Annotated in this window: 17 protein-coding genes and 1 tRNA gene; 7 read left to right on the forward strand and 11 right to left on the reverse strand. The window is 53.4% G+C overall.

Annotated features, from left to right (window positions below; genetic code table 11):
• Positions 1–20 precede the first annotated feature (20 nt).
• The 7 genes from cheA to otsB form a co-directional block, all read right to left on the reverse strand.
• Positions 21–2,000: a chemotaxis protein CheA gene (gene cheA / locus ACN1CO_RS07460; RefSeq protein ID WP_419138996.1), complete on the reverse strand. Its 1,980-nt coding sequence runs from the start codon at positions 1,998–2,000 to the stop codon at positions 21–23.
• Positions 2,001–2,011: 11 nt separating this feature from the next.
• Positions 2,012–2,953 (reverse strand): flagellar motor protein MotB, encoded by a 942-nt coding sequence (gene motB, locus ACN1CO_RS07465; protein WP_419138442.1) that lies wholly within the window; start codon positions 2,951–2,953, stop codon positions 2,012–2,014.
• Positions 2,950–3,837, reverse strand: coding sequence for a flagellar motor stator protein MotA (motA, locus tag ACN1CO_RS07470; RefSeq protein WP_161733169.1), 888 nt, complete (start codon positions 3,835–3,837; stop codon positions 2,950–2,952). Before motA ends, motB begins: the two co-directional genes overlap by 4 nt.
• A 133-nt stretch (positions 3,838–3,970) precedes the next feature.
• Positions 3,971–4,549 (reverse strand): flagellar transcriptional regulator FlhC, encoded by a 579-nt coding sequence (gene flhC, locus ACN1CO_RS07475; protein ID WP_346454059.1) that lies wholly within the window; start codon positions 4,547–4,549, stop codon positions 3,971–3,973.
• On the reverse strand, positions 4,546–4,899 hold the full coding sequence (gene flhD, locus ACN1CO_RS07480) for a flagellar transcriptional regulator FlhD (protein ID WP_419138443.1): 354 nt from the start codon (positions 4,897–4,899) through the stop codon (positions 4,546–4,548). The genes flhC and flhD overlap by 4 nt, the downstream gene beginning before the upstream one ends.
• Positions 4,900–5,920: 1,021 nt before the next feature.
• Positions 5,921–7,357: an alpha,alpha-trehalose-phosphate synthase gene (gene otsA, locus ACN1CO_RS07485; RefSeq protein WP_419138444.1), complete on the reverse strand. Its 1,437-nt coding sequence runs from the start codon at positions 7,355–7,357 to the stop codon at positions 5,921–5,923.
• Entirely contained in the window at positions 7,354–8,142 is a 789-nt protein-coding gene (gene otsB / locus ACN1CO_RS07490) for a trehalose-phosphatase (RefSeq protein WP_419138445.1), read from the reverse strand. Before otsB ends, otsA begins: the two co-directional genes overlap by 4 nt.
• A 454-nt stretch (positions 8,143–8,596) precedes the next feature.
• Here otsB and eptA point away from each other — a divergent pair, with 454 nt between their 5' ends.
• The 7 genes from eptA (at position 8,597) to ACN1CO_RS07525 (ending at position 14,566) form a co-directional block, all read left to right on the forward strand.
• A complete protein-coding gene (eptA, locus tag ACN1CO_RS07495; RefSeq protein ID WP_419138997.1) occupies positions 8,597–10,225 on the forward strand; it encodes a phosphoethanolamine transferase EptA in 1,629 nt (542 codons plus the stop codon).
• A complete protein-coding gene (pmrA, locus tag ACN1CO_RS07500; protein WP_136198260.1) occupies positions 10,225–10,905 on the forward strand; it encodes a two-component system response regulator PmrA in 681 nt (226 codons plus the stop codon). Before eptA ends, pmrA begins: the two co-directional genes overlap by 1 nt.
• On the forward strand, positions 10,902–11,960 hold the full coding sequence (gene pmrB, locus ACN1CO_RS07505) for a two-component system sensor histidine kinase PmrB (protein WP_419138446.1): 1,059 nt from the start codon (positions 10,902–10,904) through the stop codon (positions 11,958–11,960). The genes pmrA and pmrB overlap by 4 nt, the downstream gene beginning before the upstream one ends.
• 310 nt (positions 11,961–12,270) lie before the next feature.
• Positions 12,271–12,837, forward strand: a complete 567-nt coding sequence (locus tag ACN1CO_RS07510) for a flavin reductase family protein (protein ID WP_419138447.1) — start codon at positions 12,271–12,273, stop codon at positions 12,835–12,837.
• Positions 12,838–12,896: 59 nt separating this feature from the next.
• Positions 12,897–13,430 (forward strand): peptide-methionine (S)-S-oxide reductase MsrA, encoded by a 534-nt coding sequence (gene msrA / locus ACN1CO_RS07515; RefSeq protein ID WP_191922900.1) that lies wholly within the window; start codon positions 12,897–12,899, stop codon positions 13,428–13,430.
• A gap of 176 nt (positions 13,431–13,606) precedes the next feature.
• A tRNA-Ser gene (locus ACN1CO_RS07520) sits at positions 13,607–13,694 on the forward strand.
• A 314-nt stretch (positions 13,695–14,008) separates the two neighbouring features.
• Entirely contained in the window at positions 14,009–14,566 is a 558-nt protein-coding gene (locus ACN1CO_RS07525) for a serine acetyltransferase (protein ID WP_419138448.1), read from the forward strand.
• A gap of 254 nt (positions 14,567–14,820) precedes the next feature.
• Here ACN1CO_RS07525 and phoH read toward each other — a convergent pair whose 3' ends face one another.
• The 4 genes from phoH to efeU form a co-directional block, all read right to left on the reverse strand.
• Positions 14,821–15,609 carry a phosphate starvation-inducible protein PhoH gene (phoH, locus tag ACN1CO_RS07530; RefSeq protein ID WP_003852284.1) on the reverse strand — a complete coding sequence of 263 codons (789 nt, stop codon included), beginning with the start codon at positions 15,607–15,609 and terminating at the stop codon, positions 14,821–14,823.
• 571 nt (positions 15,610–16,180) lie between these two features.
• Positions 16,181–17,458: an iron uptake transporter deferrochelatase/peroxidase subunit gene (gene efeB, locus ACN1CO_RS07535; protein WP_419138449.1), complete on the reverse strand. Its 1,278-nt coding sequence runs from the start codon at positions 17,456–17,458 to the stop codon at positions 16,181–16,183.
• Positions 17,459–17,460: 2 nt separating this feature from the next.
• Complete coding sequence (gene efeO, locus ACN1CO_RS07540) at positions 17,461–18,576, reverse strand: iron uptake system protein EfeO (RefSeq protein ID WP_419138450.1); 1,116 nt, start codon at positions 18,574–18,576, stop codon at positions 17,461–17,463.
• Between the two features lie 54 nt (positions 18,577–18,630).
• Positions 18,631–19,455 (reverse strand): iron uptake transporter permease EfeU, encoded by an 825-nt coding sequence (gene efeU / locus ACN1CO_RS07545; RefSeq protein ID WP_283547742.1) that lies wholly within the window; start codon positions 19,453–19,455, stop codon positions 18,631–18,633.
• Between the last annotated feature and the right edge of the window lie 73 nt (positions 19,456–19,528).

The raw sequence follows: 19,528 nt of genomic DNA on the forward strand, positions 1-19,528 counted from the left end.
ATTTACCCTTTCGTTATCAATCAGGCGGCAGCGCCAGCCACACGTTTTTCACGGTTAAGTGATTGCAGTGCTGAAACATCAACAATCAGCGCTACGCTACCATCGCCAAGAATGGTGGCAGCTGAGATGCCCGGCACTTTGCGATAGTTACTTTCGAGGTTCTTCACCACCACCTGATGTTGGCCAATCAGCTGATCGACCAGCAGCGCATAGCGTTTGCCCGCGCTTTGCAGGATCACCACGATGCCCTGAGTGGCTTCGGTTTTGGCATCCTGCACATCAAAGACTTTCCACAGCTCAACCAGCGGCAGATATTCGCCACGCACTTCCAGCACGCACTCGCCACCGGCCATCGGTTTCAGATCTTCGTCACGCGGTTGCAGCGACTCCATCACCGCATTCAGCGGCAGAATAAAGACTTCATCGGCGACGCGGACGGACATACCATCCAGGATGGCCAGCGTCAGCGGCAGCAGGATACGGATGGTGGTGCCTTTGCCCTGCTTCGAGGCGATTTCGACGTGACCGCCCATCTCCTGAATATTTCGTTTCACCACGTCCATACCGACGCCGCGTCCGGAAACATCCGTCACCTGCTCTGCCGTAGAGAAGCCTGGTGCGAAGATCAGCATGCCGACTTCTTCGTCGCTCATGTTCTCGTGAACCGGCAGGCCTGATGACAGTGCCTTCGCCAGAATACGTTCACGGTTCAGACCCGCACCGTCATCAGAGACTTCGATGCAAATGTTGCCGCCCTGATGTTCTGCTGACAGCGTCAGGTTACCGGTGGCCACTTTACCGGCCACCAGACGTTTCTCTGGGGTTTCGATACCGTGGTCAAGGCTGTTACGCACCAGGTGCGTTAATGGATCGATAATGCGTTCAATCAGGCTCTTATCGAGTTCGGTTGAGCTGCCCAGCAGGGTCAGTTCGACCTCTTTGCCGAGTTTGCTCGCCAGGTCACGCACCAGACGCGGGAAGCGGCTGAAGACATATTCCATTGGCATCATACGAATCGACATCACCGATTCCTGCAGATCGCGGGCGTTACGCTCCAGCTGACCCATGCTGTTCAGCAGGTCGCCGTGCGCCACCGGATCCAGTTCACCTGAACGCTGAGCGAGCATGGACTGGGTGATCACCAGTTCGCCGACCAGGTTGATCAGCTGATCCACCTTCTCTACCGCCACACGAATGCTGGTCGATTCGCTCGCTTTGGAAGGAGCCGCGGCACGCTTACTTTCACGCTTCACCGCTGCCACAGGCAGTTCGGTGACGGTCGCGGTGTGAACTTCTTCCACTACCGGTGCAGCGACGGCAGCAGCAACGGGCTCTTCAACAGCTTCATCAGCGGCCGGGAAGCGGATCTGCGCTTCGTCGATCACGAAGCAGAGCACCGCCACGATGTCATCTTTACCGACGCCATCAATGCAGACGTCCAGCATGTTGCTGCCTTTCTGCACGTTGGTCAGGGTGCCGAGATTGCTCATCTCTTCCAGCATCAGATCGACTTCTTTCTCTTTGAGATCGATCAGCTGGACACGCAGGCCGCTGTTGCTGGCAGACTGTGCGCTGGCAGGTGCAACACTGGCCGGTGCGTCAACCGGCAGACCTTTGGCCTCTAGCGCCAGCTGGCGCAGTGCTTCACAGATATATTTGAAGCTCTCCGCGTTAGGCTCCTGCGCGGTTTTATAAGCATCGAGCTGTTCCTGCATAATATCTTTGGTTTCCAAAAACAGGTTGATGATGTCGGTGCTGAGCTGCATCTCGCCGCGACGAGCACCATCCAGAATGTTTTCCAGGATATGAGTCGTTTCCTGTAATACCGTAAAACCAAAGGTTCCGGCACCACCCTTAATAGAGTGAGCGGCACGGAAGATGGCGTTAAGCTGTTCCGAATCTGGCTCCTGCGGGTCTAAGCCCAACAGGTGTTGTTCCATATCCGCTAATAGCTCATCGGCTTCATCAAAAAACGTCTGGTAAAAATCGCTGATGTCCATACTCACGGGAATCACCTCGGCTGTGAGGGGGCTGCTGTATTCACCGCGCTGCCTGGTGTTGCAGGTGCGGTAATCTGTTGAATGGCGGCCGGATCACTGATCTGGACGGCATCACTTTCTGCGTTCTCTTTTTCAATTGCCGCTTCGGTGTCGTGGTTCAACACCAGCAGGCTGATGCGGCGGTTAACGGCGTCATTACCGCCACGATTTTTCAGGCTCATGGTGTCGGACATGCCTAACACCCGTAAAATTTTTCCGCTGTCTAAGCCACCCGTGACCAGTTCCCGGCGTGAGGCGTTAGCGCGGTCGGTCGACAGTTCCCAGTTGCTGTAGCCTTTCTCACCGTTGGCATACTGAAAATCATCGGTATGTCCGGCCAGGCTGATGCGGTTCGGGATGTCGTTTAAGATCGGCGCTATGGCACGCAGAATATCGCGCATATAAGGCTCGACTTCGGCCCGACCGGTCTTAAACATCGGGCGATTCTGACTATCGATAATCTGGATACGCAGCCCCTCTTCCACCATGTTGATGATCAGATGCGGGCGCAGCGCTTTCAGGCGCGGATCCGCTTCAATCAACTGGTCGAGCTTTTCACGCAAACGGTTAAGGCGAATCTCATCCAGTTTGCGTTTCTGCGCGTCCATATCGACGACTTTGTTCACTTCGCCAATTTTCTTCGTTGGATCATCACCGCCGCCGGGGATCGGGCTTTCGCTGTCGCTGCTGCGCGCCCCGCCGGTAATCGCGACCTTCAGCGGTGTTTTGAAGTAGTCTGCTATCTGCACCAGCTCCTGCGGGTTGGCGATAGAGAGCAGCCACATCACCATAAAAAAGGCCATCATCGCCGTCATAAAGTCGGCGTAGGCAATCTTCCACGAACCGTGGCTGCCTTCATGGCCTTTATGTTTGCGCTTTTTGATCAGCACAATTGGGCGATTGCCGTGTTTCATGAAGCCTCGTCAGAAGTCTGTTTAGCCGGGTTCTTAGCGTTACGTACGTGCTCTTCCAGTTCACTGAACGATGGGCGCTCAGCGGAGTAGAGCGTCTTACGACCAAACTCCACCGCAATCTGCGGCGCATATCCGTTCAGGCTCGACAGTAAGGTCACTTTGATGCACTGCATCATCTTGGTGGTTTCCGCACACTTCTGGCGCAGTACTGACGCCAGCGGAGAGACGAATCCGTAGGCCAGCAAAATACCCAGGAAGGTTCCCACCATCGCATGGGCCACCAGCGCACCGAGTTCAGCGGCCGGACGGTCGGCCGAGGCCAGCGCATGGACCACGCCCATTACTGCGGCGACGATGCCGAATGCCGGAAGACCATCGCCGACTGCAGATATACTTTGCGCTGGTACGTCACACTCGTGTTCGTAGGTCTCAATCTCTTCATCCATCAACGCTTCGATTTCAAAGGCGTTCATGTTGCCGCTCACCATCAGGCGCAAATAGTCGGTAATAAAATCTACTAACTGTTTATCGGCAAGAATGCGGGGATAATTAGCAAAAATTTCACTCTGACTCGGATCTTCAATATCGCGTTCCAGCGATAACATCCCCTGCTGACGCGACTTCGCCATCAGGCGATAAAGCAGCGCCATTAAATCCATGTAAACAGCTTTGTTGTACTTGGAGCCGCGAAATAACTTAGGCAACGCTTTCAGCGTTTTTTTAATCGACTTGCCATTGTTGCCGACTAAAAAAGCACCGGCACCGGCACCGCCAATCATTAATAATTCGGCTGGCTGATAAAGCGCGCCCAGATGGCCACCTACCAGCGCATATCCGCCCAACACGGAGCCTAAAACAATCAGGTAACCTATAATTATCAGCACAAAAATATCCTTACGTCCGTAACGTGTTGGTGGAAGTTAAGCCAGAGAGCCGCAGGTGTTATTCCTGAACCGCAAGCAAAAAAAAAGCAGCGGTATTAACCGCTGCTGGATGACTTCCACAATGCGAACAAATTTAAACGGCGTGTTTAACCTGTTCATCCAGCAGTTGTGGAAAGATATCGGCAGGTTCTGCCGAAAGTTTACGTCTTTTTACGGCACGTGATGGCGGCTGGCACAGGCTGCAGGTAAAGCTGCCAACCGGCTGATGTGCATGGTTAATAAAGCTGCCGTTGCAGCTCTTACAATCTGCCAGTTCCAGCATACCGCTATCAACGAATCGGACCAGGGTCCAGGCACGAGTCAGCGCCAACAGCGGGCCCTCGTCCGATTGAGGACACTGTTCAAGATACAGGCGGTAGGCTTTGATCACGGCATCGACGCCGCTGCACAGGCCCGTTTTCAGTAAAAACTTCCAGGCGTTACAGAACATAGAAGCATGAATGTTCTGCTCCCACGTCATAAACCAGTCCGTGGAGAACGGCAGCATGCCTTTCGGTGGCGGACTGCCACGTAATTCTTTATAGAGCTTGATCAGACGACCGCGGCTCAGCTGCGTTTCGCTCTCTAACATCTGTAAGCGTGCACCTAAAGTGATGAGTTCCATCGCGAGATGAATATCACGTGCTTCCTGAACAATACTTTTCTCACTCATGACATTGCTCTCTTTTTAGCAGGTGCTTCATCTTTAGACGCATTACGCAGTAAACGGCTGGATAATAAAATGCCGGTATGGATTTGTTGTAAATCATCCACGCGTGATTCCTGCGTCAAACGATTAATGGTGCTGCTTTCGGTAAAACGGAACTGGCAAACCAGTTGATTGGTTTCCGCCATTTTTACCATCTCAGGCAATGTTAATTCAGATAATGTGTTCGCCATTTTTTCGTCAATTCCGAGACGAAACATTGCGGTAGCTTTATCCTGGTTAATTAAACGCTGCGCAAGCAGTAAATAAGACAAGTTGAGATCGTAAATAGGTTTCAATACATCAGAGGTGTTCATTATTTTTCCATCCTGAGAGATGCGACGTAACTGTATCGCAGAGAAAACTCTGCGGTTCGAGCTGCTGTTTGTTAAATCAAAAGATGGCAAAAAAAACTTCACATAATCTCAATGTCACTGTTTTCGCCTTCTGCTTTTGTGTGGGTTTCAGACCCACCGAAGGTCGAAAATCCATGCCATTCTATTTTCGAGTTCTGGACATCTTCCGTGACATCTTCTTACGTTTTTTAGGACTATTCCGAAAACAAGGCAAATCTATATCGTCTGATTTCGACATACAACGACAGGGAAGCGTAATTTTAGATAAAGTGTGACGCAGATCACACTTTTAACGCAAATTTCTTCAGTAAACCTTTACGGTTTCTTACTGACTGGTCATTTTTTATACAAAAAAGCCCGATTTTAAGTCCAATTGGTCCTGAGAAAGGTTTAATAGGGGGTAAAACCATCGCTATTCGACGCTTTGAGCAGTCCGGAATGAATATCGAGTGTTAATCGTTTTAACACCCTATTTAGAACCAGCCAAACAAGAGTTATCAGATGATTATGCTGGTGAAGCAGGCAGGTAATCGCTGTTAAATTAGTTACTTAAGGGGAGTATCGCAGGGCGTGAGTAATGAAATCGTTAAGGTTTCTACGGTATCAGGGGGGATTTATAGCAACCTGGTGTTAACAGTGACAGCAGTGTGTTCAGGCTCCGATACCCAATGTAACAAGGGGTTACATAAGAAAGTCGAATGAATTAACGAGGGGTTATGCGTTGGCACTATTACTATCGGCAGCCTGATGAAAAACTTGAGCAATGTAGGTAAAGAAAGCGGCAGAGCCTGATATGACAAGGTTTGCGGGCTCGCTTGCAGGAATCGGGCCACTCCGCGCGGTCACTTAGTTGATCAACGAACACTCTCTGCAAGCGGCCTTTAACAGATACCGGCTGGGCTTTCTGTGATCGGGGCCAAAAAAAAGCAGCGATACCACCCTGCGGGTATCGCTGCTTTCAGCATCTGAATCAGGACTTAATTCAGGCGAGTTTTGGGAAGGTTGCGACCTTGTTGTCCGTGTTGTGGTCAACGCTGCGTGGGTCAATGCGCTCCAGGTCTTTCAGGAAGCTTTCACGCCATGCGGTAATATCATTCTTACGCAATACCGCCATCATGTCGTTGTAGCGTGAAATCCTTTCGGTACGCGGCATGGTAATCGCCTTGTCCAGCGCGGCGGCCACTTCATCACGGTCGTAAGGATTCACGATCAGGGCGGAGGTCAGCTCATTGGCCGCCCCGGCAAAGCGCGACAGCACCAGTACACCCGGATCGTCCGGGTCCTGCGCAGCCACATACTCTTTCGCCACCAGGTTCATACCGTCACGCAGCGGCGTCACCAGACCGACATCGGTCAGGCGGAAGATCTTCATCAGCAGGCGACGGTCAAAATGCTGGTTAAGGTAGTAGAGCGGGGTCCAGCCCAGCGTACCGTACTTACCGTTGATGCGCCCTGCTTCGGTCTCGAGCTGATGACGGATATCCTGGTATGCCTGCACATCGCCACGCGAGGTTGGTGCAATCTGGGAATAGCGGATCTTGCCGCGATGCTCCGGGAAGTTTTCCAGTAGCGCTTCATAGGCAAGGAAACGCTCAGGCAGACCTTTGGAGTAGTCGAGACGTTCGCAGGCAATGATATTGCGTGCATCGCCCAGCTCTTTCTTCATCGCAGCCATTTTCGGCGGCAGCGGTCCTTCGGCCATCTCTTTAATGCTGTCTGGCTCAATCCCGATTGGGTAAACCTCAGTCACAAAGGTATTGCCAAAGGCGCGATGTTTTTTGTCGCCTTTATTCTGCAGCTGCGTGAGCTGGCTGACGCTGTCGAGGAACGCCACCCGATCGGACTCGGTCTGGAAGCCCAGCAGGTCATATTCGCACAGCATCTCCAGCAACTCTTTGTGTGGAGGCAGCGCATTGAAGATTTCAGGTGTCGGGAACGGAATATGCAGGAAGAAACCGATGCGGTTATTAATGCCCGCCCGACGCAGTGCGGCGGCAAACGGTAAAAAGTGATAATCGTGGATCCAGACAATGTCATCAGGCTTGATCAGCGGTTTTAAACGCTGCGCCACTGAATCATTGACGTCGCAATACCCTTCCCACGCTTCACGCTGGAACTGCACCAGGTCGAGGCGATAATGGAAGGCAGGCCAGATCACCGTGTTAGAGAACTGGCAATAATAGAGATCGTAATCGTTCTGGCTCAGCGGGAACGAGGCATACTCAATCCCCTCATGCTCCTGAACCTTGACGTCTTCGACGTCTTCGCCTGTGAACTCGCTGATTTCACCGTTCCAGCCAAACCACATTCCACCGGTGCTTTTCAGTGCATCGAGAATACCGACGGCCAGTCCGCCAGCGCTGGTTTTAGACCCATCTGGCATGGCGACACGGTTAGATACAACCACTAAACGACTCATAACCTAAACTCCTTACCGACGTTGTCTTGCTCTAATAGTAATAATGTTCTTTCCAGCCAGCCGTAAACCGCATCGACATCAGTGAGCCGATAATCGGCCTGGCTGGAACCTTCGCCGACTTTGATCGAGACGCCCTGCCGTTCGTTGACGGCCAGAAAGCCCTTCTCATCAGTGAGATCGTCGCCAATAAAGACTGGCGTACGTCCGGCAAAAGGGGACTGCTGCATAAAGTCGCCAATGGCGGCGCCTTTATCAATACCTGCGGGTTTAATCTCAACCACACATTTTCCCGGCTGAAGCGCCAGTCCGGGGAAGCGCTTCACGGACTGTTCGGCCAGCCGCATCACATCCTGCTCATGCTGCATCGCCTGACGGTAGTGAAGGGCAAAAGCCATGCCTTTGATCTCCAGCTGCGTGCCAGGCCAGGAAGCCATCGCTTCCTGCAGTTCGGCTCTGAGCGGTTGCTCGACCTCCACCGGCAGGCTGATGCGTTGCAGATGACCCTCTGCATCACGGCGCTCAGCGCCATGCACGCCCGCAGCCGGGCCGTGCCACGGCGCGGCCAGCGCATCAAGTTGTTCAATAGGTCTGCCGGAAACCAGCGCAAGTGCACCCCCAGAGAGGGCGGAGAGCTGCTGGAGTTGTGCGATGACCTGCTCAGGAATGAATACCGCTTCGGGACGGGACTGAATCGCTGCCAGCGTGCCGTCGACATCAAAAAAGAAGGCGTACTGCCCGCTCGTTAATGTCGGGTACCTGGCATGGGTGTCTGCCGCTTGAGTCACGTTACGTCTCCTGGAAATCGAAATTTAATAAAACATTGAGTTAAAACAAGAATGTCCTGACGCAGTCAGGTCAGCAAGCGGGAAATTCTGATAAAGCGGTGATTGAGGGATAAAACGTGGTGATTGAATAGGTCACTCTCCTCAAACTTGCAAGCGCATTGCTGACAATACTTCCTGACTGAGAACATCTTCACATTAAGTGTAGTCATTAACAGGGGTAATGCCAGAAAGATGCAGGTTTCATGCCAGCCGCTGCGGTTAAATCAGCATAAACGTACCGTTCTTATTGGCATTGCCTTAGAAGAACCCGCCGGACCCGATCCGCGGCTGGCTGGAGTCACTGTCGTAATACTCGCTGTACAGAGGACCCGCCCCGAACCTTAAGCTTCTTAAGGTATTCCTAATATTGAAAGCGCAATCTCATGACACTTTTATTACTCTGGTTCCTGCTCACATGGCGTTTACCCTGAAGAGGCCGCTGATTAGCCGCCTTACGTTGCTGATTCTGGCTGCGGTTTATATCGCGGTTTTCCTTAATATTGCCTATTACCGTCAGGTACTGGCGGTGATGCCGCTGGATAACCTGCATACCACGCTGGTGTTTTTATCGATGCCGCTGGTCGCCTTTAGCGTGATTAATATCGTGATTACGCTGGCCTCGTTTATCTGGCTGGATCGGCTGCTGGCCGCGCTGTTTATTCTGCTCTGCGCGTCGGCACAGTACTTTATTCAGACCTATAACATCGTGGTCGATCGCTCGATGATCACCAACATGATGGATACCACCGCGTCCGAAACCTTTGCGCTGATTACGCCGAAGCTGCTGCTCACCCTGCTCACTTCGGGTCTGCTGATGGCGCTGCTGGTGTTCTGGCCGCGAATCAAAAAACAGCAGTGGCGTGGCGTACTGGCGCGGCTGCTTAGCGTGCTGCTGTCAGCTGCGCTGATCGTGCTGATCGCCCTGCTCTTCTATAAAGATTACGCCTCGCTGTTCCGCAACAACCGCGAGCTGGTCAAAGCACTCAGCCCGTCTAACAGTATTGCGGCGACCCTCTCCTGGTATAAGCATGAGCAGTTGCAGAACGCACCGCTGATTCGTATCGGTGAAGATGCGCACCTGCAGCCCAGCCGCACCAGCGGCAAGCCGAATCTGACCATTCTGGTACTGGGCGAAACCTCACGCGCGCAAAACTTCTCGCTGGGCGGTTATGGTCGTCTGACCAATCCCTTACTGGCGAAAGATGATGTGATCTATTTCCCGCACACCACCTCGTGCGGCACGGCGACAGCGGTTTCTGTGCCCTGCATGTTCTCAAACATGCCGCGCGCTCATTATGATGATGTGCTGGCCGCCCATCAGGAGGGACTGCTGGATGTGATTCAGCGTGCCGGGATCAGCGTGTTGTGGAATGAGAACGATGGCGGCTGTAAAGGGGCCTGCGATCGCGTTCCGCACCAGGATATGACCAGCCTGAACCTGCCGGGCATGTGTATTGACGGTGAGTGTTACGACGACGTGCTGTTCCACGGACTGGATGAGTACATCAGCCAGTTAAAAGGTAATGCGGTGATTGTGCTGCACACCATCGGCAGTCATGGCCCGACGTACAGCCATCGCTATCCGCCGCAGTTCCGTCAGTTTGAACCGACCTGTGACACCAACCAGATTCAGGACTGTTCGCAACAGCAGCTGGTCAACACTTATGACAACACGCTGGTCAATGTGGATCATATCGTCGATAAGGCTATTAATGTCCTGCGTGCGCATCAGGATCGCTTCACCACCAGCCTGGTCTATCTTTCTGACCACGGCGAATCGCTGGGTGAAAATGGGGCTTACCTGCATGGCCTGCCTTACGCTATCGCGCCGGATACCCAGAAACATGTGCCGCTGCTGATCTGGCTTTCGGATGATTATCAGAAACGTTATGCGGTTAATCGCGGCTGCCTGAATAAACTGGCGGCGACAGACGATTTTTCACAGGATAATCTGTTCTCAACCATGCTGGGATTAACCGGCACCGCGACCCACGAATATGTGCCTGCGGATGATATTTTGACGTCGTGTCGGAGCCAACCCTAATGAAGATACTGATAGTTGAAGATGACGCCCTGCTGCTGCAGGGTCTGATGCTGGCGCTGGAAGGCGAAGGCTATGTCTGCGACGGCGTGACGCGGGTGCGGGATGCGGAAGCACATTTCGCCAGCGGCCTGTATAGTCTGGTCGTGCTGGACCTGGGCCTGCCGGACGAAGATGGCCTGCATTTCCTGATACGACTGCGTCGCCAGAAGAAAATGACGCCAGTGCTGATCCTGACCGCGCGCGACACCATCAACGAGCGCATTGCCGGACTCGACGCTGGCGCGGACGACTATCTGATCAAACCGTTCTCGCTGGATGAGTTGCTGGCGCGTATCCGCGCACTGATCCGCCGTCACGTTAATCAGGGCGACAGCCATGTCAGAGTGGGGGCGCTGGCGCTGGATATGACGCATCGCCAGATCATGCTCAATGATGTGCTGCTGGATCTGACCCCTAAAGAGTTTGCGATTCTGTCACGGCTGATGCTCAAGGCCGGGAATCCGGTACACCGTGAGATTCTCTACCAGGATATCTATAACTGGGAGACCGAGCCTTCTACTAATACGCTGGAAGTGCACATCCATAATCTGCGCGACAAAATTGGCAAAAGCGCTATTCGCACGGTGCGCGGTTTTGGTTATGCACTGGTGACGCAGGATGGCGTTCGCGAGGCAACATGATAAGACGTTTCGATCACCGCAGTATGCGCTTTCGCCTCATCCTGACCATTGGTCTGATCCTGCTGGTATTCCAGGTGATCAGCGTGGTCTGGCTGTGGCATGAGAGTAAAGAGCAGATTCAGTTTCTGGTAGAGGCGCAGTTGCAGAAGCGCAACATGGACAGTCACGTTAAACGTGAAGTGCATGAAGCGGTGGCCAGTCTGGCGGTGCCGAGTCTGGTGATGATTACCCTGACGCTGCTGCTCTGCTATCAGGCGGTGAAATGGATCACCCGGCCGCTCTATCAGCTGCAGCGTGAACTGGAGAGTCGCAGCGAAGAGAATCTCGAACCTGTCGCCTGCTACAGCCAGGTTCATGAGATCGATGCGGTCACGCAGGCGATCAACCAGCTGGTCGCCCGTCTGAATACCAGTCTGGAACGGGAACGGCTGTTCACTGCCGATGTGGCGCATGAGTTGCGCACGCCGCTGGCGGGATTGCGTCTGCATCTGGAGTTAATTGAGCGTAACAGCGATGTCAAAGTTCAGCCGCTGGTGCAGCGCCTGGATCAGATGACGCACAGTGTGTCGCAGCTGCTGAATCTGGCACGCGCTGGACAGTCGTTTACCTCTGGCACCTATCAGAACGTCGGGTTGATCGAAGATGTGATTCTGCCGATGGAGGCGGAGCTGAGTATTATGCTGGAAGCGCATCAGCAGACGCTGGTGCTCGATCTGCCGCAGGAGCAGTTTGTACGTGGTGATGCCACGCTGCTGAAGATGTTGCTGCGTAACCTGGTGGAGAACGCCCATCGCTATAGCCCGGATAACAGCACCATCAGTGTGCAACTGTTATCTGTTCCACACCCCATGATGGTGGTGGAAGATGAGGGGCCTGGCATTGATGAGAGTAAAAGTGGCGAGCTGAGTAAAGCGTTTATCCGGATGGACAGTCGCTACGGCGGTATCGGACTCGGGCTGAGCATTGTCAGCCGCATCGTCCAGCTACACCGGTTTCAGTTTTTCTTAGGCAATCGTCGCGACCGAAGCGGTTGCCGGGCCGTCGTTAAGTTTTAAGCGGTGAACCAGGCAGACAGAAACAGAACAACGGTGGCTGCGGCAATCAGCAGTGCAGCATATTCGCTCATCGGACGCGAAGCCGTGACAGACAGGGTAACAGGAGCAGTTTTCATAGCATTATCCTCAGTTAATGCTGGCAGTATCGCGAGGGTATATTAAGGAAACCTTAAGCTCGCGATACTGCCGGTAAAATATCGGCTCTGCCCGCACTTCCTCACCCACCTCGCATTTCTGACTTCTGGCGTTCCTGCTGCACCCGCAGCGTGCTCTACACTTAATGGCACCCTTCCGTTTAAGGAGTTACGCCATGAGCCAACGCATGCACAAATATGCTTTTCCGGTCAGCAAAGCCCGCAAGTACCTTGAACCCGGACCGGTGCTGCTGCTCAGTTCCCAGTATCAGGATCAGCACGACATCATGACGCTCGGCTGGCACACGGTGCTGGAGTTCTCGCCTTCCCTGGTCGGCTGCATGATTTCCGGAATGAATCACAGCCACGAGCTGATCCGCAACAGCGGTCAGTGCGTGCTGAATATCCCCTCCGCTTCACTGATTGATGAGGTTGTCGCAATCGGCAACAGCCACGGCGACCAGCTGGATAAATTTGAGGCGTTTGGCCTGACGCCGGAACCGGCGCAGGTTGTGGGCGCACCGATGATTGCCGAATGCTTTGCCAGCTTTGAGTGTCAGCTCTATGACGATTCGATGGTCGCCAACTACAACCTGTTTATTTTTGAGATTGTGAAAGCCCATGTCGCCGAGCAGCCGGAATATCCCGCTACCCTGCACTACACTGGCGAAGGCCGCTTCAGTGTGATGAGCGAAAAAATGCTGGATAAGAGCGGCGATTTTAAACCGGAGATGCTGATCTAGTTGAAAGCGGTCTGCCGCGCCCCCATTCACCTCTTTCGACCTGACAGGAGTAAATTATTATGGCAATCGAATACGCAGTTATCGCTGGCGGCTGTTTCTGGTGTACCGAAGCGGTCTTTAAGGATGTGATCGGCGTTGAGTCGGTGGAAAGCGGCTATACCGGCGGTGCCCGTCCTAATCCGACTTATGAGCAGGTCTGCAGCGGTGCAACCGGTCATGCTGAAGCGATTCGCATTGGTTTTGATCCGGAGAAAGTGACTTTCGGCGATCTGCTGGATATCAGCTTTGTCACACATGATCCGACCCAGCTTAACCGTCAGGGCAACGATATCGGCACACAGTATCGCTCGGCGATTTTCCCGGCTAATGCAGAGCAGGAAGCGGAAGCCCGTGCCGCCATTGAACGCGCCCAGGCCGATCATAATGTGCCGGTGGTGACCACCATCGAACCGCTGAAAGAGTGGTATCCCGCTGAGGCCTATCATCAGGATTACTGGGAAGGTGCGGGCCAGCGCAACGGTTACTGCATGGCGGTGATCCCACCGAAGCTGCAGAAGCTGCGCAAAAGTTTCGCGAATCGGGTGAAGAGCTGATTTAACCTTTGACGGGGCAAAATCTGCGGCATAAATCCCCGGTTTTATGCCGCAGTAAATCGATTCGTTCAGAGCTTAAGCGAATAGAACAAAAGAGGAAAATAGTGCTTGACCGTTTTCGGCCGACTCCCTATAGTACCGCCCCGTTGACCCAGCGCGGTCAGTGAAGTAAATCTGGTGAGGTGTCCGAGTGGCTGAAGGAGCACGCCTGGAAAGTGTGTATACGGCAACGTATCGAGGGTTCGAACCCCTCTCTCACCGCCATCTTCAGAGAAGAGCCTGAACTTTTGTTCAGGCTTTTTTTTTGCCTGTTGCACGCTGAGATGAGTGTGAGAAGCCCCGCCGGGGTCTGACAACATGCTGAGCGAATCCTTCCCTTCCCTGACCTTCCCTTTCTTTACAACTTCCATCCTTTGATCATTATTCTTATTTGAGCCCGCTAATTAAATTCACGTGATGCTCAAATGAGACACCTTGCAGTTAATTCTGCGACAGGTTAAATGACCTGCCTCAAATAGTGTTTGCTGTAGCCTGCTACCATGCGCGGCTAAAAAATTGCAAACCGCTGATACATAATCATGAAAAAATATGAATTAAAAAAACACCTGCATGAGTGTTTACGTCGCGAAGTGATGATGAGCGATAAGCCTTTTAGCTGGGCGCGTACGATTCATAAAGCGATTAAATGCCCGGAAAGGCGATTTAACTTCTGGTGGCGGATAGTCTCCTTTCTTTATAAGAATGACAGTAAGCTATTAAAGAAGCTCGCGCGGCGCATCAACAGGAAACTCATTCAGAAATACCATACTGAAATCCAGCCCGGCACCGCAATTGGGCCAGGACTGACCGTAAGCCACTTTTTATCGGTGGTGATAAATGAATGCACGGTTATCGGCTGCAATTTCAAAATCCGCCAGAACTCAACAATCGGCATCTCCGGGCGCCCAGGTTGCGCCACGCCAGCGCGCATCATTATTGGCGATAATGTTGAAGTCGGTGCCGGAACCTGCATCATAGGCGACGCGCTGATCATAGGAAGCAACGTCACTATCGGAGCGATGTCGTTTATCAATAAAGACATCCCGGGCAATAGCGTTGTTTACACGGAAAAATCGCTGATCATCAGAACCAGATAAAGTGAAGATCCGAATAGACAGGCTTATCAACTTAAGCCTGTAACGCGCTCTGTTAACGGATTAAGTGAATATAAATCGGCCTCATCTGTTTATATTAGCCTTTAAGCTGAGCCATCATTAATAACTCACATCTTAACTATTAATATCACGCTAAAATCTGACACCAGTTCCGGCACAAAGTCATGAACGGAACAGATAAAAAGAAAACCCGGCCGAAGCCGGGTTTGGGCGCTACACTTCTACTCAATCAAACGCTAGCTATATGCGTGCAGGGTGCGCTGACACAGCGCAGAACGCACACAATCCTCTTTGCCAAAGCGCACAATGCCAACCATCTCGTCCTCTTCAAAACGCGCCAGCGCGTCCGCGAGACCAGAAGGCACCCCAGCGGGCAAGTCGCACTGGGTAATATCGCCGTTAACAATGACCGTGACGTTTTCGCCCAGTCGGGTCAGGAACATTTTCATCTGCGCGGCGGTTACGTTCTGCGCCTCGTCCAGAATCACCACAGCATTTTCAAAGGTGCGGCCACGCATATAGGCGAAGGGCGCAATCTCTACTTTGGCAATTTCCGGACGCAGACAATATTGCATAAATGATGCGCCAAGACGTTTAACCAGAATGTCATAAACCGGGCGGAAATAAGGGGCGAATTTCTCAGAAATATCACCGGGCAGGAATCCCAAATCCTCATCTGCCTGAAGTACCGGGCGCGTAACGATAATCCTGTCGATATCCTTATTAATCAGGGCCTCAGCTGCTTTCGCAGCACTGATCCAGGTTTTACCGCAGCCGGCTTCACCGGTTGCGAAAATCAGCTGTTTCGTTCCTATGGCATTAAGATAGTGCGCCTGAGCTTCATTACGGGCTTCAATCGGTAACCGGTCACGCGTATCGCGCGCCATACCAATTGCATCCAGTCCACTCATATGCACCAGCGAAGTGACCGACTCTTCTTCGCGCTGACGATGACTGCGTGAGTCACTGCGAAGCACTCTTCGTGCTTCACGACGCGCTTTGATCACTGCTTTCTGTCTTCCCATAGTGGCACCTTTCAGTTGGTTTCATTTCCCGCGCAAGGCCGGTGGCCCGTTGCGATTACGTGAACGCTTTAGAGGTTTCAGTTGGCTTCCTTTAGAGCCATGACAGGACAGGATAGTGGGTATGCAACAACGTAATGGCGTGGCTGAACACCGGATAAAACAGGATGCGATAAGACAAAAGAATAGGTTGAGGAGAGGGAGAAATAACGAGGCAGAATTGCCCTCGCGGTCAGGCGCAATTTATTCAGTGACAGTGACGTTCCATTAAAGACTCGACCCATGCGCGAACTCCAGTGTGATACATCGACACATACGATTACGCCTGTTGAATAAAGTGCATCATTTCGTTAGAGGTTTGCAATAGTAATTTTACCTGCTGGCAAAGGAATTGCTCATCACGCGCAGGTATTTCTTTTACGCCAAAATGTAAAAACGATAATTTACAATGAATTAGCTTATTTTATATAGACTGAATACCCGCGAAATCTCAGTTTAAACTCAGCAAGCTTCACGCTGAAAATGAAAACGTGGGCGGCCAGAGAGAGGCTCGCCCACTGTGGTCGAAATTTAATCAGGCTTCAAGCAACGACTGCGCTAAATAATGGCTGGCGTCGGGGATACCGGGTAAAACGAAAAAGTAACCGCCGCCAAACGGCCGGATATATTCTTCCAGCGCTTCGCCATTCAGGCGCTGCTGCACCGTCAGGAAACCGCGTTCCAGATCGTGCTGATAGCAGACGAACAGTAACCCCATCTCCAGCTGGCCGGATGCGGAGATACCCGCCGAGTAGCTGTAGCCGCGTCGCAGCATCAGGCTGCTGGCGGTCTCCGGCGTGCGGGGATTCGCCAGACGGATATGCGCATCCAGTGCAATCACATCGCCGTCCGGGTCACGGGCGTAATCCGGAACGTCATGTTCATGCTTCATCCCCAGTGGTGCGCCGCTTAGCTTCTCACGTCCAAAGATGGTCTGCTGCTCACCCAGCGGTGTGCGATCCCACATTTCCACATGAAAGCGGATGAGCCGCACGGCCTGATAGCTGCCGTTGCGCGCCCAGGCCGGTTCTTCCTGGTCTGCGGTCACCCACAGCAACTGATTCATCAGCGCAGAATTGTGGGTATCCGGATTAGCAGTGCCATCTTTGAAGCCCAGCAGATTGATCGGCGTCTCCTGTCCCTGACTGCGTGCTGCGTGGTCGGAGATAAAGCCCTCACGTCGCCAGCGTACGCCCAGCAGGTCAGGCGTATGCTTGATGATGTCGCGCAGCGCATGAATCACCGTATCCTGCGTGTTGGCACAGATCTGCAACAGCAGATCGCCATGACACTGACTGGCATCAAGCGAATCATTGGGGAAGCGCGTCATCGGCTGCAATTTTTTCGGCTTGTGCGGCGCTAAACCAAAGCGTTCATCAAACAGTGAATTGCCGACCGATACGGTAACCGTCAGATTATCCGGCGCGATAGTCGCCCCAAGAATGCCGGAATCCATCGGCGGCAGCTGCGGATTAGTGACCGCAGGCGCCGGACCGCCGGTAGTGAGAAAGGCGATACGCTGGGTCAGCAGCTGAAACAGACGCTTCAGCTCCGCTTTATCACTGCTGAGCAGGTCAAACGCCACCAGCATCATCGATGCCTGCTGAGGCGTGGTGATGCCCGCCTGATGCTGACCGTAAAACGGCTGCATCTGCTGCCGCGCCTGCGGCGTGACCGTACCCGGCGAAAAGCTGTCCGCCGCAGCGGCATGGAACGGACAACCGCCGCCGATGGCCGCCGCACCGCCCAGCAGACCCAGACCTTTCAGTAAACGACGGCGCGCAGGCTGCGCGTCATCTTCCTTACGACTCATGATTAATCCAGACCCAGGGTGCCACGAAGTAATGAAAGATCTTCCGCCAGCGCGGTGATCGGTCCTTTCAGCGCGTTGCGATCGGCGCTGGTCAGTTTCTCATAGGATTCGAAACCGGTCTTGGTGCGGTACTTGCTCAGGATCGCATCCACTTTTTTGAAGTTGGCGTCAACCTTGGCCAGCAGCTGCGGATTCGCCTTGCTCACCAGCGGTCGCAGCAGCTCAACAATTTTCTGCGCGCCATCGATGTTGGCCTGGAAGTCCCACAGGTCGGTGCGGCTGTAGCGATCTTCTTCGCCGGAGATTTTGCTTGAAGCCACTTCTTCAATCAGACCGGCCGCGCCGCCGACCACTTTGGCTGGCGGGAAGGCCAGTTCACTGATGCGCACCTGCAGATCTTTCACATCTTTGTTCAGCTTCTCAGCGTAGTCCGCCATGTCTTTAGTGCTGTTATCAGCAAACAGCGCTTTCTCCAGACGGTGGAAACCGGTGAACTTAGGATCGGCCGCTTTCTTCTCATAGTCATCTTCACGGGCATCAATGCTGCCGTCGAGATCGGAGAACAGCTCAGCAATCGGCTCAATGCGCTCGTAGTATTGACGGGTCGGGGCAAACAGCGCTTTGGCTTTTTCCACATCACCCGCTTTAACGGCATCAGTAAACGCCTGGGTGTTGCTCACCAGCTGGTTCACCTGCTCCGTCACATACGCTTTATAGGCGGTGATCGGGCCTTCCAGCTGCATACGAGCGGAAGGAGTGCTTTTCGCCGCGCCCTCACCGGCCTCTACAATCAGCTTGCCTTTTGGATTGCTCAGCAGGCCGCAGGTCATTTCATATTCACCTGCTTCCAGATTGGCGGTCAGCTTCTGACTGAAACCTGGCGCGATGTTCTCACGCTCTTCTACCACCAGCACGCCTTTGAGGATTTCCCACTCCAGCGCTTTCTGGCTGTTGTTTTTAATCAGGAACTGGGTCTTGCCGGCCTTGACCGTTAAGTTCATCGGCTCACACTGCTTGTCAGTGACGCTGACGGTAACCTGAGGAACCGCCGCAGCCGCGGAAGCGGAGATTGCCAGCAGAGGAAGCAGCAGTGCCTTGCGGCGAAAACGCATTGTCATCTCGATATTCCCTGTTAAGTTACAGGCGCGGCGAACGCGCCCAAAAATGTCTGATTAAACCGTGGCTGATGCAGCAGGACGCGCAGGCATAAAGAACAGAATCAGCGCCGGGATCAGGTAGACGAAGTAAACCGTCACTTCGCTGACGCTTGGCGTCTCCTGATAACCCAGTATCCCTTCCAGCAGCGTGCCGAACAGCGAATGGGTTGATAAGGTATTGCTGAGATCGAAGGCCACATCCTGAAAGCGATTCCATAAGCCCGCTTCGTGGAAGGCGCGAATCGCTCCGGCTGCCAGGCCCGCGGCGACAAACAGGATGAACACGCTGGTCCAGCGGAAGAAATGCGCCATGTTCAGGCGGATACCGCCCCAGTAGAGCAGCATGCCCAGCACCACGGCGGTTGCCAGCCCCAGCACCGCGCCAATCGGCGGCGCATAACCGACATCCTGGGTAAAGGCTGCCAGCAGGAAGAACACCGACTCCAGCCCTTCACGTGCCACGGCCAGAAACACCATCAGCACCAGCGCCAGACCGCCACGGCCGGAGCGTTGCAGCGCCTGATCGACCGCCTGCTCCAGCTCGACCCGGATATTGCGGGCGACTTTACGCATCCAGAACACCATTGAGGTGAGGATCACCACCGCAATCAGCGCCACGATGCCTTCAAACAGCTCCTGCTCTTTTTGCGGGAACTCACCGGTAGTGGCATTGATGAACAGACCCAGGCCAAGACAGAGCGCAGCGGCGATAAACACGCCCGCCCACATCGCCGGGAACCATTGGGTGCGCTGGGTGCGCTTGAGATAGCTGGCTATCAGGCTGACTATCAGCGCGGCTTCGAGCCCTTCGCGCAGCATGATGAGAAAAGGAACAAACATCGCCAACCTCTTGAATGTTAAGCAGCGTCAATAAACAGTAAAAACAGGTAAAGTGTAAACGATACCGATTATC

This window comes from Pantoea sp. R13S299 (assembly GCF_048515925.1).
Classification (GTDB): domain Bacteria; phylum Pseudomonadota; class Gammaproteobacteria; order Enterobacterales; family Enterobacteriaceae; genus Pantoea.

Bases quoted from the DNA above. Each gene is read 5' to 3' on its own strand.
- pmrA (WP_136198260.1), top strand. From the start codon at position 10,225: ATGAAGATACTGATAGTTGAAGATGACGCCCTGCTGCTGCAGGGTCTG.
- eptA (WP_419138997.1), top strand. From the start codon at position 8,597: ATGGCGTTTACCCTGAAGAGGCCGCTGATTAGCCGCCTTACGTTGCTG.
- ACN1CO_RS07510 (WP_419138447.1), top strand. From the start codon at position 12,271: ATGAGCCAACGCATGCACAAATATGCTTTTCCGGTCAGCAAAGCCCGC.
- phoH (WP_003852284.1), bottom strand. From the start codon at position 15,609: ATGGGAAGACAGAAAGCAGTGATCAAAGCGCGTCGTGAAGCACGAAGA.
- otsA (WP_419138444.1), bottom strand. From the start codon at position 7,357: ATGAGTCGTTTAGTGGTTGTATCTAACCGTGTCGCCATGCCAGATGGG.
- efeO (WP_419138450.1), bottom strand. From the start codon at position 18,576: ATGACAATGCGTTTTCGCCGCAAGGCACTGCTGCTTCCTCTGCTGGCA.
- pmrB (WP_419138446.1), top strand. From the start codon at position 10,902: ATGATAAGACGTTTCGATCACCGCAGTATGCGCTTTCGCCTCATCCTG.
- efeB (WP_419138449.1), bottom strand. From the start codon at position 17,458: ATGAGTCGTAAGGAAGATGACGCGCAGCCTGCGCGCCGTCGTTTACTG.
- motB (WP_419138442.1), bottom strand. From the start codon at position 2,953: ATGAAACACGGCAATCGCCCAATTGTGCTGATCAAAAAGCGCAAACAT.
- msrA (WP_191922900.1), top strand. From the start codon at position 12,897: ATGGCAATCGAATACGCAGTTATCGCTGGCGGCTGTTTCTGGTGTACC.
- ACN1CO_RS07525 (WP_419138448.1), top strand. From the start codon at position 14,009: ATGAAAAAATATGAATTAAAAAAACACCTGCATGAGTGTTTACGTCGC.
- flhD (WP_419138443.1), bottom strand. From the start codon at position 4,899: ATGAACACCTCTGATGTATTGAAACCTATTTACGATCTCAACTTGTCT.
- cheA (WP_419138996.1), bottom strand. From the start codon at position 2,000: ATGGACATCAGCGATTTTTACCAGACGTTTTTTGATGAAGCCGATGAG.
- flhC (WP_346454059.1), bottom strand. From the start codon at position 4,549: ATGAGTGAGAAAAGTATTGTTCAGGAAGCACGTGATATTCATCTCGCG.
- efeU (WP_283547742.1), bottom strand. From the start codon at position 19,455: ATGTTTGTTCCTTTTCTCATCATGCTGCGCGAAGGGCTCGAAGCCGCG.